11 protein-coding genes and 1 riboswitch are annotated in these 14,631 nt (G+C 75.4%); of the genes, 9 read left to right on the forward strand and 2 right to left on the reverse strand.

Features of this window, described 5'->3' with window-relative positions; translation table 11 throughout:
• The first annotated feature begins 7 nt into the window (after window positions 1–7).
• The 3 genes from AB0N29_RS09660 to AB0N29_RS09670 are packed head-to-tail and all read left to right on the forward strand — an operon-like array spanning window position 8 to window position 3,044.
• Window positions 8–1,177 carry a mandelate racemase/muconate lactonizing enzyme family protein gene (locus AB0N29_RS09660; RefSeq protein WP_364866178.1) on the forward strand — a complete coding sequence of 390 codons (1,170 nt, stop codon included), beginning with the start codon at window positions 8–10 and terminating at the stop codon, window positions 1,175–1,177.
• A 38-nt stretch (window positions 1,178–1,215) separates the two neighbouring features.
• Window positions 1,216–1,989, forward strand: coding sequence for an SDR family NAD(P)-dependent oxidoreductase (locus AB0N29_RS09665; RefSeq protein WP_364866180.1), 774 nt, complete (start codon window positions 1,216–1,218; stop codon window positions 1,987–1,989).
• 41 nt (window positions 1,990–2,030) lie between these two features.
• Window positions 2,031–3,044 carry a DUF4432 family protein gene (locus tag AB0N29_RS09670; protein ID WP_364866182.1) on the forward strand — a complete coding sequence of 338 codons (1,014 nt, stop codon included), beginning with the start codon at window positions 2,031–2,033 and terminating at the stop codon, window positions 3,042–3,044.
• Window positions 3,045–3,290: 246 nt separating this feature from the next.
• On the opposite strand, the gene cbiE is transcribed toward AB0N29_RS09670, so the two are convergent.
• Window positions 3,291–4,538 (reverse strand): precorrin-6y C5,15-methyltransferase (decarboxylating) subunit CbiE, encoded by a 1,248-nt coding sequence (cbiE, locus tag AB0N29_RS09675; protein ID WP_364866185.1) that lies wholly within the window; start codon window positions 4,536–4,538, stop codon window positions 3,291–3,293.
• A 45-nt stretch (window positions 4,539–4,583) separates the two neighbouring features.
• Window positions 4,584–4,732: riboswitch (cobalamin riboswitch) on the forward strand.
• A gap of 21 nt (window positions 4,733–4,753) precedes the next feature.
• On the opposite strand from cbiE, the gene AB0N29_RS09680 reads away from it, so the two are divergent.
• From AB0N29_RS09680 to AB0N29_RS09700, 5 genes are read left to right on the forward strand one after another with little or no spacing between them, the layout of a single operon-like run.
• On the forward strand, window positions 4,754–6,967 hold the full coding sequence (locus tag AB0N29_RS09680; RefSeq protein ID WP_364866187.1) for a VWA domain-containing protein: 2,214 nt from the start codon (window positions 4,754–4,756) through the stop codon (window positions 6,965–6,967).
• Window positions 6,967–7,734: a uroporphyrinogen-III C-methyltransferase gene (gene cobA, locus AB0N29_RS09685; protein WP_364866189.1), complete on the forward strand. Its 768-nt coding sequence runs from the start codon at window positions 6,967–6,969 to the stop codon at window positions 7,732–7,734. Before AB0N29_RS09680 ends, cobA begins: the two co-directional genes overlap by 1 nt.
• Entirely contained in the window at window positions 7,734–8,348 is a 615-nt protein-coding gene (cobO, locus tag AB0N29_RS09690) for a cob(I)yrinic acid a,c-diamide adenosyltransferase (RefSeq protein WP_302269292.1), read from the forward strand. Before cobA ends, cobO begins: the two co-directional genes overlap by 1 nt.
• Window positions 8,345–10,807, forward strand: coding sequence for a cobyrinate a,c-diamide synthase (locus AB0N29_RS09695; RefSeq protein ID WP_364866192.1), 2,463 nt, complete (start codon window positions 8,345–8,347; stop codon window positions 10,805–10,807). The genes cobO and AB0N29_RS09695 overlap by 4 nt, the downstream gene beginning before the upstream one ends.
• Window positions 10,804–11,814, forward strand: a complete 1,011-nt coding sequence (locus AB0N29_RS09700) for a cobalamin biosynthesis protein (RefSeq protein ID WP_364866194.1) — start codon at window positions 10,804–10,806, stop codon at window positions 11,812–11,814. The genes AB0N29_RS09695 and AB0N29_RS09700 overlap by 4 nt, the downstream gene beginning before the upstream one ends.
• On the opposite strand, the gene AB0N29_RS09705 is transcribed toward AB0N29_RS09700, so the two are convergent.
• Complete coding sequence (locus tag AB0N29_RS09705; protein ID WP_364866197.1) at window positions 11,792–12,802, reverse strand: nitronate monooxygenase; 1,011 nt, start codon at window positions 12,800–12,802, stop codon at window positions 11,792–11,794. The two genes, AB0N29_RS09700 and AB0N29_RS09705, sit on opposite strands and share 23 nt — an antisense overlap.
• A 192-nt stretch (window positions 12,803–12,994) precedes the next feature.
• On the opposite strand from AB0N29_RS09705, the gene AB0N29_RS09710 reads away from it, so the two are divergent.
• Window positions 12,995–14,608, forward strand: coding sequence for an ABC transporter substrate-binding protein (locus AB0N29_RS09710; protein ID WP_364866199.1), 1,614 nt, complete (start codon window positions 12,995–12,997; stop codon window positions 14,606–14,608).
• Window positions 14,609–14,631: the final 23 nt, after the last annotated feature.

Raw genomic sequence — 14,631 nt, forward strand, 5'->3', positions numbered from 1 at the left:
AGCCATCGTGAAAATCGCCCGGATCACCACCCACGTCCTCCGCGTGCCGTTGGGAGATCTGCACTTCTACTCCTCCCAGGCTGCGTTCCCTGAACGCACCAGCCTGCTCGTCCGGATCGAGAGCGACAACGGTCTGGTGGGCTGGGGCGAGGGCGGCCAGTACGGCCCTCCGGAGCCCGTCGCGTCGGCGATCGACGACGTGCTCGCGCCGCTGCTGATCGGCAAAGCGGCGGACGACCCGGTCGCAGTCTGGGAGCGGCTCTACGCCTTCAGCCGGGACTTCGGCCAGAAGGGCACGTACGTCGAGGCGCTGAGCGCCATCGACATCGCCCTGTGGGACCTGACCGGCAAGGCGCAGGGGCGTCCGGTGCACGCGCTGCTGGGCGGCGCGTTCCGCGACCGGATCACGGCGTACGCCACCGGTTGCTACTACCGCGAGGACTTCCGGGACTCCGCGTCCATGCTGCGCAACCTCCAGGCGGAGGCCGAGACGTACGCGAACGCCGGTTTCGGGATTCTCAAGATGAAGGTCGGGCTCCTCTCGGTCCAGGAGGACGCCGAGCGGGTGGCGTGCGTCCGCAAGGCGATCGGTGACGACATCTCGCTGCTCGTCGACGCCAACCACGCCTACTCGGCCACGACGGCGATCCGCATGGGTCGAGCGCTCGAGGAGCACGGCGTGCTGTGGTTCGAGGAGCCGGTCGTGCCGGAGGACCGGGACGGCTACCGCCGGGTGCGCGAGGCGCTGGACGTGCCGATCGCCGGGGGCGAGGCCGAGTTCACCCGCTACGGGTTCCGCGACCTGGTCGCCGGCGGCTGTGTCGACATCGTCCAGCCGGACCTGTGCGTCAGCGGCGGCATCTCGGAGTTCGTCAAGATCCACGCGCTGGCGTCGACGTTCGGAGTACTGACCGTCCCGCACGTGTGGGGCTCCGGGATCGCCCTGGCGGCGGGCATCCAGGCCCTGGCCACCGTGCCGCCCACCCCGCACACCTACGCGCCGGTGCCGCTGCAGAACGAGCCGGTCATCGAGTACGACCGGACGAGCAACCCGCTGCGCGACGAGCTGCTCGTCGAGAACTTCGGCCTCGAGGACGGGCACCTCGTCGTGCCGCAGGGTCCCGGCCTCGGCGTCACGGTCGACGAGGACGTGCTCTGCCGCTACGAGACCAGCTGACCGGCGTCGACGCCACACCAACACAGAAGGAGATACAGATGCAGATGCAAGGACGAGTGGCGCTGGTGACCGGCGGCGCGCAGGGGATCGGCGCCGCGATCGCGGAGCGCTTCGCCGCCGAGGGAGCCGCGGTGGCGATCGCGGACATCCAGGCCGCGGACGACGTCGTCGGGAGGATCGAGGCTGCGGGCGGTCGGGCGGTCCACGTGCCCATGGACGTGACCGACGCCGGTCAGGTGCAGGCGGCCTTCGACCAGGCCGAGCGGGTGCTCGGTCCGGTGGACACCCTCGTCAACAACGCCGCCATCGGCACCCCGGTCGCGCTGATCGAGGACGCGGACCCCGTCGCGTGGCAGCGCACGATGACCATCAACGTGCTGGGCACCATGCTGTGCACCCAGGCGGCTGCACGCCGGATGCGGCCGCGCGGTTCCGGCTGGATCGTCAACATCGCCTCGAACGTCGCACGTCGCGGGCTGCCCAACCGCAGCGCGTACGTCGCCTCCAAGTGGGCGACGCTCGGTCTCACCCAGACCGCGGCGCTGGAGCTCGTCGACGCCGGCATCCGGGTCAACGCGGTCTGCCCGGGTCCGGTCGCGACGCCCCACCTCGACGAGGTCATGCAGGGCCATGCGCGTGCCGAGGGCAAGTCGGTCGAGGACGTCGCCGAGGAGTGGCGGACCGGGGCGCCGATGAAGCGCTTCATCGAGCTCGAGGAGATCGCGAACGTCGCGTTCTTCCTCGCCACCGACGCGAGCTCAGCGATGACCGGTCAGGCGCTCAACGTGACCGGCGGGCTCATCATGACCTGATCCTCTCCGCCCCTCTGAGACCCCTAGAGCAGGAAGACGACATGACCTCGACCCTCACCCCGCGCGACGGCATCGAGCGCGGGTACGCCGCGCCCGGTGACGACCTCGTCGCCGTGCGCCAGGAGGCGATCACCGATGGTGCGGCGCGCGGCAGCCGGACCATCACCGTCCAGCCCGCCGGTGGCTTGACGACCCGCATCCTCCTGGACCGCGGGATGGACCTCGGCGGCGCCTGGTACGCCGGGCAGCCGGTGGCGTGGCGGTCCGCCGTGGGGGAGTCCGGCCCGGGACGGGTCGACTCCGCCGGCGGCTGGTTGGACCAGTGGGAGGGCGGGCTGCTCACGACCTGCGGCCTGCGCAACGTCGGCTTCCCGTCCGAGGGGCACGGGCAGCACGGCTCCTTCACCGATCTCCGGGCTCGCGAGGTGTCCGTCACCCGCCGCTGGCTCGAGGACGGTCATGCCGCCGTCGAGATCACCGGAACGCTCGACGACGCCTCCAGCCTCGGGTCGTACCTGCGGCTGCGTCGCCGCATCACCCTCCGGAGCGGGGCGGGCGCGGTCACCGTCGAGGACGTCACGACGAACCTCGGTCCTGAGCCCGAGCAGGCGCCGATCCTCTACCACGTGAACTTCGGCTTCCCGTTCCTCGGCCCGGGCAGCGAGTACCGGATCCCCGGCGTCACCCGGTCCACGGCCGACGGGCACGAGGTCCCGCTGAGCCGGTGGCAGCGGATGGGTGACGCCTGCGTCGGAGGCTCCGACCGCATCGTCGAGCACGACCTGGCGGCCGGATCCGGCGGCCTCGCGCAGCTCACCGGGCCGTCGTCGGGGCTGGTCGCCGACGTCACCTGGGACCGCACGACAATGCCCCGCCTCCACACCTGGCAGCGCACCCAGCGAGGGAGCTTCGTCGCCTCCGTCGAGCCCGCCAACTGCGGGCTCGGGGGACGGGAGGCGGACCGGGCCGACGGCCGCGCGCCGGTCCTCGAGCCCGGCGCGGAGCGGCTGACGCGGATCGAGGTCACCATTCGGCCGGAGCAGCCAACCGGTTAGCCCATCTCGTCGGGCTCACCCGTCCGCATATGCGCGTCGTCACTGCTGCGCCCTGGAGCCGTAGTGCGCAGAGACGCGCCGGCCCTGCATGGCAGTAGCGCGACCGCGCTCACCCTCTACGACGGATCGTCCGGCACTTACCTGCCGGAGTGCGCTGGTTGCGGCAGATCCGGTCGTTCAGCGTCAGCTCAAACGCGGCGGAGTGACGAGTTGGGCCGCGCCATCAGTCCGCCGTGCGCGGCGCGCTCACCGACTCAAGAACCACTGGGTCACAGTGCGCGCAGGCGTCCAGCCGGTGAAGGTGCCGACGGGGGCGGTGGTCTCGACCGAGAGGCGGGTCAGCTCGCCGCCGCGGGTGCGGTAGGCGTTGGCGAGGAGTGACTCGGTCTCCAGCGTGACCCCGTGGACGACGAGGCGGCCGCCGGGGGCGAGGGCGGCGAGGCAGGCGTCGAGGACGCCCGGGCGGGTGGCGCCGCCGCCGATGAAGATCGCGTCGGGTGCCGGGAGGTCGGCGAGCGCATCCGGGGCGCGGCCCGCGACGACCACGAGGTCGGGGACGCCGAGGCGGGCGGCGTTCCGGGCGATCCGGGCGGCGCGGTCGGCGTGGGACTCGACGGCCGTCGTACGGCAGGTGGGGTGGGCGCGCATCCACTCGATGCCGACGGATCCAGCGCCGGCGCCGACGTCCCAGAGGTGCTGGCCGGGGGCGGGCTGGAGGCGAGCCAGGGCCGAGGCGCGGAGGTCGCGCTTGGTGAGCTGGCCGTTGTGCTCGTAGGCGTCGTCCGGGAGGCCTGCGGCCCAGGAGGACGTGAGCCACGAGCCGGGGGTGGTGGGCAGCTCGACGGCCAGGACGTGCAGCGCCGGCACGTCGGCGGCGGGGACGGAGGCCCACTCGGACGCGGTACGGACGGAGCGGGACTCCGAAGGGGCGCCGAGGTCGGCGAGGAGGGTGACGGTGGCGTCGGGCTGGCCGGCCTCGGCGAGCAGCTCTCCGACGCGGGCGGGGGTCTCGGCGCCGGAGGTGAGCAGGAGCATCCGGCGGCCGGGGGCGAGCTCGCGGAGCAGGCGCGCCTCCTGGCGGCCGACGAGGGTGACGACGACCGACTCCTCGGCCGACCAGCCCATCCGGGCGCGGGCGAGGGCGACCGACGAGACCGCGGGGACCACCCGGACGGAGGCCGGGCCGAGCAGGCGGACGAGCGTCGTACCGATCCCCGACACCATCGGGTCGCCCGAGGCGAGCGCGACGACGCGGCGGCCACGGAGGCCGTCGAGGAGGGCGGGGAGGGCGTCGGCCAGCGGGGAGGGCCAGGCGAGACGTTCCTGGCCCGGGACCTCGGGGCGCTCCGCCAGGTGGCGGCGGCCGCCGAGGAGCACGTCCGCGTCCCGCACCAGCGCCTCGGCGTGCTCGTCCAGGCACCCGTCCGCGCCGACGCCGACGACGGTGACCACCGGTGCGGTGTCCACGTCGGGCGGGGGAGTCGGGTCGGGCACGGGGCCGGACGCTATCGTCCTCGCACAACGTGAGGTGCCCCTGCGGCCCAACCATCGTCACGCGGTGGGGACGGACAACGGGGAGAATCTGGGAAGCCGGTGAGATTCCGGCACAGGCCCGCTGCGGTGAACCGAGCACTTCGTCAGGAGTGACCCGGCAAGTCCGAAGACCGGCCTCGCGTCGCCATCCATGGCCAAGCGAGCGGGAGCCTCACGTGCCACCGAAGTACCCCTTTTCTGCCGTCGTCGGTTGCTACGAGGCGGCGGGTACGTCGCCGGGTCTCGACGACGCTCGCCAGGGCTCGCTGCTCGACCAGCGGGGGGCGGGCACGTCACCGGGTCTCGACGACGCTCGCCGGGGCTCGCTGCTCGACCGGCACCTCGCGCTGGACCCGATGGGGTTGGCGCTGGTGCTGACGGCGATCAGCCCGGGCATCGGCGGGGTGCTGGTGCGGGGCGAGAAGGGCACCGCGAAGTCCACGACCGTGCGCGGGCTGGCGGACGTGATGCCGGCGATCGAGGTGCACGAGGGCGACCGGTTCTCCGCGGACCCGGCGGACGCCTCCGCGGTCTCGCCCGACGGCCCGTTCGAGGCCGGCCACCCGACGCTGACCCGGCCGGTGCGGCTGGTCGAGCTGCCGGTCGGTGCCACCGAGGACCGCCTGCTCGGCTCCATCCAGCTGGAGAAGGCGCTCACCTCCGGTGCGGTCGAGCTCGAGCCCGGCCTGCTGGCCCGGGCGCACCGCGGGGTGCTCTACGTCGACGAGGTCAACCTGCTCCACGACCACCTCGTCGACCTGCTCCTCGACGCCGCCGCCACCGGAACGGTCAGCATCGAGCGCGACGGCATCTCGCTGCACCACGCGGCGCGGTTCGTGCTGATCGGCACCATGAACCCCGAGGAGGGCGAGCTCCGCCCCCAGCTGCTCGACCGCTTCGGCCTCACCGTCGAGGTGGCGGCGCCGCGCGACCCGGCGCTGCGGGTGGAGGTGGTACGCCGCCGGCTCGCCTTCGACGCCGACCCCGAGGCCTTCGTCGAGCAGTACGCCGCCCGGCAGGCCGACCTGACCCGCCGCATCGCCGACGCCCGCGCGCGGGTCGGGTCGGTCGTGGTCACCGACGCCGCGCTGCTCAAGGTCGCCGAGGTGTGCGCCGCCTTCGAGGTCGACGGCCTGCGCGCCGACATCGTCACCACCCGCACCGCCGCCGCCCACGCCGCCTGGGCCGGCCGCGAGCGGGTGACGCTGGCCGACATCCGGGCCGCCGCGCTGCTGGCGCTGCCGCACCGGCGTCGGCGCAACCCGTTCGACGCGCCCGGCCTCGACGAGGACCTGCTCGACCGGATCCTCGGGGACGAGGAGCTGCCCGAGCCGGACCCCGAGCCCGACCCGCAGCCCGACCCGCCCGGCGGCGGCGACGACCCGCAGGGCGAGGCCCCGGAGACGGACGGCCCCGACGCCCCGGGCCACGAGGACCAGGCCGACCAGCAGCCAAGCGACCAGCAGCCGAGCGCCGAGCCGGGCGAGCAGGAGCCCGAGGACCAGCCCGCCCCGCAGGCCCCGCCGACCCCCAGCGGCAGCGGCGGCGACCAGGCCGCCGCGCGCGCCGGCGCGGCGTACCGCCCCCGGCTGCTCACCGTCGACGGCGTCGGCGAGGGCAGCCCCGGCCGGCGCAGCCGGTCGCGCAGCACCAGCGGCCGCCGGGTCGGCAGCGGCACCGGACGCGGCTCGCTGCACCTGGTCGAGACCCTGCGCGCGGCGGCGGAGCGCTCGGCCCGCGAAGGCGCCGGCTCCGCCGGCGGACGGGTCCGGCTGCAGGGCGCCGACCTGCGCACCGCCGTGCGGGAGGGCCGCGAGGGGAACCTCCTGCTCTTCTGCGTCGACGCCTCCGGCTCGATGGCCGCGCGGCGGCGGATGGCGCAGGTCAAGACCGCCGTGCTGTCGCTGCTGACCGACGCCTACCGGCGCCGGGACAAGGTCGCGATGGTCGGGTTCCGCGGCCGGGACGCGCAGCTGCTGCTGCCGCCCACCGGGTCGGTCGAGGTGGCCGCCGCGCTGCTCGACGAGCTCCCGTCGGGCGGCCGGACGCCGCTGGCCGAGGGGCTGCTCGAGGCCGAGCGGGTGCTGCGCCGCGAGCGGCTGCGCGACCCACGGGTGCGGCCGCTGCTCGTGCTGGTCACCGACGGCCGCGCCACCTCCGGCCCGGACGCCGTCGACCGCTCCCGCCTCGCCGCCGCCCACCTGGCCGCGCAGGGCGTGCCGAGCGTGGTCGTCGACTGCGAGCAGGGGCCGATGCGGATGGGGCTGGCGCACGTGCTGGCCGCCCACCTGCGCGCCGAGCACGTGCCGATGGCCGAGGTGAGCGCCGACGGCCTCGTCGACGTCGTCAGCAGCCGGTCCACGGGCCGGTCCCCGGGCCGCGTCGCCTGATGGGCACGCTCGCACCCCTGCTCCCGGGCACCGTCACCCTGGTCGCAGGCGGACCCGGCGACGCCGGGCTGATGACCGTCGCCGGCCGCGCCGCGGTCGAGCAGGCCGACGTGCTGCTCGTCGACCACCTCGCCCCGCAGGAGGCGCTCGCCTGGGCCCGCCCCGACGCCGAGGTGCTCGACGTCGCCAAGCTGCCGCGCGGGCGGACCACGCCGCAGGAGCGGATCAACGAGCTGCTCGTCGAGCACGCCCGCGCCGGGCGGCGCGTCGTACGGCTCAAGGGCGGCGACGGGTTCGTCTTCGGCCGCGGCATGGAGGAGGTGCTCGCCTGCGCCGAGGCCGGGATCGAGGCGCGGGTGCTGCCCGGGGTGAGCTCGGCCGTCGCCGTGCCGGCCCTCGCGGGCATCCCCGTCACCCACCGCGGGGTGGTGCACGGGTTCAGCGTGCTGTCCGGGCACGTGCCGCCGGGGCACCCGACCTGCACGCTGGACTACGCCGCGCTCGCCCGGTCCGGCACGACGCTGGTGCTGCTGATGGGCGTCGCGAACCTCGCCGCCATCACCGCCGAGCTGCTCGCCCACGGCATGGCGCCCACCACCCCGGCCGCCGTCGTCGCCCGCGGCGGCCACCCCGACCAGGAGGTCCGTACGGCGCACCTGGCCGGCATCGCGACCGCCGCGGAGGGCATCGCGCCGCCCGCTGTCACCGTCATCGGCGAGGTGGCCGCCTTCGCCACCGCGACCCGGCAGCTCGAGGAGACCCGCTGATGCCCCAGGGACAGCCGCTGACCGTGCCCGACGACGGGCTCACCACTCGCCAGCGCCGCAACCGGCCGCTGCTGATGGTCCACACCGGCGACGGCAAGGGGAAGTCGACCGCCGCCTTCGGCCTCGCCATCCGCGGCTGGAACCAGGGCTGGCGGGTCGGGGTCTTCCAGTTCGTGAAGTCCGCCAAGTGGCGCATCGGCGAGCAGACCGTGCTCGAGCGGCTCGGCGAGCTGCACCGGGAGACCGGCGAGGGTGGCCCCGTCGAGTGGCACAAGATGGGCGCCGGCTGGTCGTGGACGAAGAAGCAGGGCGACGCCGAGGACCACGCCCGCGCCGCCGCCGAGGGCTGGGCCGAGATCAAGCGGCGGCTGGCCGCCGAGGCGCACGACATCTACGTCCTCGACGAGTTCACCTACCCGATCGCCTGGGGCTGGGTCGACCTCGACGACGTCGTCACCACCCTGCGCGACCGCCCCGGCCGCCAGCACGTCGTCGTCACCGGCCGCCGCGCCGCTCCCGAGCTGCTCGAGGTCGCCGACCTGGTCACCGAGATGACCAAGGTCAAGCACCCGATGGACGTCGGCCAGAAGGGCCAGCGGGGGATCGAGTGGTGACCGGGCCCTCCACCGGGCCGCTCACCCGCCTGCCCCGGGTCGTCGTCGCCGCGCCGTCCACCGGCCAGGGCAAGACCACGATCGCGACCGGCCTGATGGCCGCGCTCCGCGCCCGCGGCCTGGAGGTGTCGGGCCACAAGGTCGGCCCCGACTACATCGACCCCGGCTACCACGCCGTCGCCACCGGCCGGCCCGGCCGCAACCTCGACCCGCACCAGGTCGGCGAGGAGCGGATCCCCCCGCTGCTCCTCCACGGCGCCCGCGGCGCGGACGTCGCGGTCGTCGAGGGCGTGATGGGCCTGCACGACGGCCGGCTCGGCACCGACGGGTTCGCGTCCACGGCGCACGTCGCCGCGCTCACCCGGACGCCGGTCGTGCTCGTCGTCGACGTCTCGCGGATGTCGCGGTCGGTCGGTGCGCTGGTGGCCGGCATGGCGGCGTACGACCCGGCGGTGGAGGTCGCCGGCGTCGTCCTCAACCGGGCCGGCTCGCCCCGCAACGTCGCGGAGGTGCGCCGCTCGGTGCGGCTGCCCGTGCTCGGCGTCGTGCCGCGCGACGACTCGTTGGCCACGCCCTCGCGGCACCTCGGCCTGGTGCCGGCCGGCGAGCGGGACGAGGCCGCCGCGCTGGTCGCCCGGCTCGGCGAACGGGTCGCCCAGCACGTCGACCTCGACGCCGTCCTCGACGTCGCCCGCTCCGCGCCCGACCTCGACGCGGTGCCGTGGGACCCCGCCGCGGAGGTGCGTCGCGTGGCGGCCGCGGGCGAGGAGCCAGTCGTGGCGGTGGCGGGCGGCCGGGCGTTCACGTTCGCCTACGCCGAGACCGAGGAGCTGCTCGCGGCCGCGGGGTGCCGGGTGGTGCGGTTCGACCCGCTGACCGACCGCTCGCTGCCGGACGGGACGCGCGCGCTGCTGCTCGGCGGCGGCTTCCCCGAGGTGCACGTGCGCGAGCTGGCCCGCAACACCGCGCTGCTGGCCCAGGTGCGCGACGCGGTCCGCGCCGGGCTGCCGACGGTCGGGGAGTGCGCCGGGCTGCTCTACCTCCTCGAGGCGCTCGACGACACCCCGATGGCCGGCGTGATCGGCACCAGCGCGGCGATGTCCGAGCGGCTCACGCTGCGCTACCCGGTCGCTCGCGCGGTCGGCGACAGCCTGCTGGCGCGGGCGGGGGAGGAGGTGCGCGGCCACGAGTTCCACCGGACCGCGCTGACCCGGGCCGCGCGCGGCTGGACGCCCGCCTGGGAGGTCGACGGGGAGCTGATCGGCGTCGCGTCGCCGACCCTGCACGCGTCGTACCTCCACGTGCACTGGGCCGGCCACCCCCGGCTCGCGCAGCGGTTCGCCGAGGCGGCGGCCACCGCGGTGCCGGTCGTCGCGCCGCCCGTCGAGGACGCCTCCCCCGACCCGGCCGCGGACACCTCCGAGCGGGCCGAGGTCGACCCGCTGCTGCACCCGCTGGACCACCACGGCGACCGCGAGCTCGGACCCGGCCTGCTCGACCTCGCGGTCAACGTGCACCCCGAGCCGCGGCCCGCCTGGCTCGAGCAGGCGCTGGCCGAGGGCGTGCGGGACTCGACGAGCTACCCCGACCCGGCGCCGGCCCGCGCGGCCATCGCCGAGCTGCACCGCCGCCGGCCCGACGAGGTGCTGGTGACCGCCGGCGCCGCCGAGGCCTTCGAGCTGGTCGCGCGGTGGAAGCAGTGGCGGCACGTGGTCGTCGTGCACCCGCAGTTCACCGAGCCGCACGCCGCGCTCGAGCGGGCCGGGCACCGGGTGACCGTGGTGCAGTGCCGGCCCGAGGACGGCTACCGGCTGGACCCGGCCGCCGTGCCCGAGGACGCCGACCTCGTCGTCCTCGGCAACCCGACCAACCCCACCGGCGTGCTGCACCCCGCCGCGGACATCCTGCGGCTGCGCCGCCCGAAGCGGGTGGTGCTCGTCGACGAGGCGTTCATGGACACCGTCGCGGGGGAGCGCGAGTCGCTGGCCCGCGACCGGCGCCGCGGGCTGCTCGTCGTCCGCAGCCTCACCAAGCACTGGTCGCTGCCGGGCATCCGCGCCGGGTACGTCGTCGGCAGCGAGCGCAGCATCGCCGGCCTCGAGGCGCGGCAGGTCCCGTGGTCGGTCTCGACCCCCGCGATCAGCGCCGCGGTCGCCTGCACCGGCCCGAGCGCGCTCGCCGAGGCCGCGCGGCGCACCGCCCGGATCGCGCAGTGGCGGGCGCACCTGCTCGCCGGCCTCGGCGCGCGGGGCGTGGAGGTGGTCGGCTCGGAGACTTCGTTCGTGCTGGCCCGGGTGGGCGAGGGGGCGCGGGAGGCACTGCGCGAGCGCGGGATCGCGGTACGCCGCGCGGACACGTTCCCCGGCCTCGACGGCGGCTGGGTGCGGATCGCCGTACGGCCGCCGGCCACCACCGACCTGCTGCTCGAGGCGCTGGACGCCGTGTCCGCGCCGGCATGAGCCGGTCCCGGGCGGTCGGGCTGCTGCTCGGCTTCGCCGCCGACCGGCTGCTCGGCGACCCGCGGCGCGGCCACCCGGTGGCGGCGTTCGGCCGGGTGGCGCGCGGCCTGGAGCACCGGCTGCACGGCGACTCGCGGCTGCGCGGGACCGTCCACACGGCCGTCCTCGTCGGCGGGTGCGCCGGCATCGGCGTGGCTGTCGAGCACGCCACCGGCGGCCGGCCCCTCCTGCACGCCGCCGCCACCGCGGCGGCGACCTGGACCGTGCTGGGCGGGCGCACCCTCGAGCGGGAGGCGCTGGCCGTGCACGACCTGCTCGCGGCCGACGACCTGCCCGCGGCCCGGCAGCGGCTCACCCACCTCGTCGGGCGCGACCCCACCGGCCTGTCGGCCGGCGAGGTCGCACGCGCGGTGGTCGAGTCGGTCGCGGAGAACACCTCCGACGCGGTCACGGTCCCGCTCGTCTGGGGAGCCGTCGGCGGCGTGCCCGGACTGCTCGCGCACCGCGCCGCCAACACCCTCGACGCGATGGTCGGGCACCGCACCGCCCGCTACGAGCGGTTCGGCTGGGCCTCGGCGCGCCTCGACGACGTGCTCGGGCTGCCGGGGTCGCGGTACGCCGCCCTCTGCGTGCTCGCCGCCGCGCCGTCGCGGGCCGGCGAGGCGTGGCGGGCCTGGCGGGGCGACGCCGCGGCCCACCCCAGCCCCAACGCCGGCGTCGTCGAGGCGTCGTTCGCGGGGTCGCTGGGGGTCACCCTCGGCGGCACCAACCGGTACGGCGACCGCGTCGAGCACCGACCGGTGCTGGGCTCGGGGCGGCCCGTGCGGCCGGGCGACGTGCCGCGCGCCACCGCGCTCGCGCGCCGGGTCGACCGGCTGGCGGCGGTGGTCGCGGCCGGGGCGGTCGGCGCGGCGGGCGCGGTCGTGTGCCTGCGGACGCGACGGGGCGCGTCGTGGGGCACACGACCCCTCCCCGCCCGGCGGCTCAGGGTGCGAGCGCCCGGGTGATCTCGGCGGCCGGTGCGGAGCGGGCGCTCCGGTAGCCGGTCCCGGCCCACAGGTGCGCCACCTGGACGTCGCCGGCCGCGACCGCGGCAGCCCGCAGGGGAGCGGTGAGGTGGTGCAGGTGCGGGTAGCCGGCCGGGGCGTCCGCGTGGTCGGCCATGAAGCGGTTCGCCAGGCCGCGGGCCCACCGGCCCGTGAACGCGCGGGTGACCCGGGTGCCGGTCGGCTCGGGGCCGGTCAGGGCGGCGCGGTGCAGCGGGTTGGTGCCGGCCTCGTCGGCGAGGAGGTACGCCGTCCCCGCCTGCCCGGCGACCGCGCCGAGCCGCAGGGCGGCCTCGACGCCGGCCGCGTCGACGAGGCCGCCGGCCGCGACCACGGGCACGTCGACCGCCGGCACGACCTCGGCCAGCAGGTCGAGCAGCGGGGTGTCGTCGGGTGCCGCGTCGGGGTCCCACCGGCCGCGGTGGCCGCCCGCCGCCGGCCCCTGCACGGCCAGCGACGCCGCCCCGCGACGTACCGCCTCCCGCGCCTCGGCCGGCGTCGTGACCGTCACCATCGCGTGCACCCCGTGCTGCCGCAGCCGCGCCAGCACGTCGGCACCCGGGCAGCCGAACGTGAACGAGACGACGTCGGGGCGCACGTCGAGCACCAGGTCGAGCTTCGCCTCCCGGTGGTCGTCGTCCCAGCGGGGCGTGCCGAGGTCGACCCCGTGCCGGCGGGCCTCCGGCTCCAGGGCGCGGCGGTAGGCCGCCAGCGCGGCCGGGTCCGCGGCGTACGGCTCGACGAGGAAGAGGTTGAGCCCGACGGGGGCCGAGGTGGCGCGGCGCGCCTCCGCCACCTGCGCCGCGACCTGGTCGGGGGTGCGGTAGCCGGCGGCCAGGAACCCCAGCCCACCAGCCCCGGAGACCGCCGAGACCAGCGCGGGGGTCGAGGGCCCGCCCGCCATCGGCGCCGCGACGACGGGGACGTCGAGGTCGCGCAGGTCGAACACCCGGCCACGGTACGCAGCGCGGGTGGCTCGTCGCCACCGGCCAGAACGAAGCGCCCGTCTAGTCCGGCACCAGCGTGACGCACGTCGCGGTTTGTGGCCGGTGGGACCGGTGTGCTTTATTCACGCTGAACACGGTTCACTGTGACTAAACAGTCCTTCGCAGTGGGGCCGTCCTCCTCCGAAGGGATCGATATGTCTCGTCACCTCAGCGTGGGCCGCGGTGCTCGCATCGCCGTCGCCGCGGTCGTGTCCGCCGCCCTGACCGCCGGCTGCTCGGCCGGCGGCAGCGACGGCTCGTCGGGCGGCGGTGGCGGGAGCGACACGCTCACCGTCAACACCTCGTTCGTCATCAAGAACATCGACCCGGCGATGGAGTACGAGGCGACCGGCGCGCTGACCGTCAACGCGCTCTACGACACCCTGGTGACCTTCGAGGGCTCCGACGTCGGCGAGCCGGTCGGCGAGCTGGCCGAGTCTTTCGAGGCCTCCGACGACGCCACGACGTTCACCTTCAAGCTGCACGAGGACGCGACGTTCTCCGACGGCACCCCGGTCACCGCCGAGGACGTCGTCTTCAGCCTCAACCGCCTCAAGAACCTCAAGGGCAGCCCGTCGGTCATCGTCGCCGGGATGAGCTTCGAGGCCACCGACGAGTCGACCGTCGTGGTGACCAGCGACGAGCCGAACCCCAACGTGCCGACCATCCTGGCCATGCCGTCGACCGGCATCGTGAACTCGAAGGTCGCCAAGGAGAACGGCGCGACCGACGCCGAGGACGCAGCCAAGACCGACTCGGCCACCCAGTACCTCGACCAGAACCCGGCCGGCAGCGGCCCCTACGTCCTGGAGAGCTTCGACCCCTCCTCGCAGGTCGTGTTGAAGGCGAACCCGGAGTACTGGGGCGAGGCGCCGGAGTTCTCCCGCGTCGTCATCAGCAACATGGACGTGCAGAACCAGAAGCTGACCGTCTCCAAGGCGAAGTCGGCCACCGTCGCGCTCGACCTGTCCGGCTCCTCCCTCGAGGGCCTGCCCGAGTCGCTGCAGCAGTCCGGTGCGCAGGACACCTACTACTTCCTGACCCTGCACCAGGACCCGGCCGTCGACGAGGTCACCTCGAACCTCGACTTCGTGCGGGCGCTGCGGGCCTCGATCGACTACGCGGGCGTGGCGAAGCTGTTCGGCGAGAACGCCCAGCCCGCCGCCGGCGTCGTGCCGCCGGCGTTCCCCGGCGCGCTGGAGGAGGCCGACGCGCAGGTGCAGGACCTCGACGCCGCCGCGGACTTCCTCGACGACGCGGGCCTCGACCAGCCCAAGGTGTCGCTGATGTACCCCTCGATCACCTACCGCGGCGTGGACCTCGGGACCATCGCCGCCAAGATCCAGGGCGACGCGAAGAAGGCCGGCATCGAGATCGAGCTCAACCCGCAGCCGATCGCCGCGTTCCTCGACGCCCAGAGCGGCGGCAAGGTCGCCATGCGCTTCAGCCCGCAGAGCCTGAACTACCCCGTCGCCGCGTCGCTGGTGAACAACCTCGCGCCCGGGCAGTCGACCGCCGCCACCACCGGCTGGACCCCCGAGCGGGCCACCCCCGAGGCCATCGCCGCGGGCGAGGACGTGCTCGGCACGCTCGACCCCGAGGCCCAGGTGACGGCCCTGCAGGAGTGGCAGCGCGTCCTCAACGAGGACTCGCCGTACATCCCGCTGGCCTACAACGCCGGCACCGTCGTCGCGACCCCCGACCTGACCGGCGCGGAGTACTCGCCCGCCGGCTGGCAGCTCGACGTCGCCGCGGTCGGCAAGAAGTAGTCCGCGGGCGATGCGCGAGACGG

This window comes from Nocardioides sp. NPDC092400 (assembly GCF_040684155.1).
Taxonomy (GTDB): domain Bacteria; phylum Actinomycetota; class Actinomycetes; order Propionibacteriales; family Nocardioidaceae; genus Nocardioides.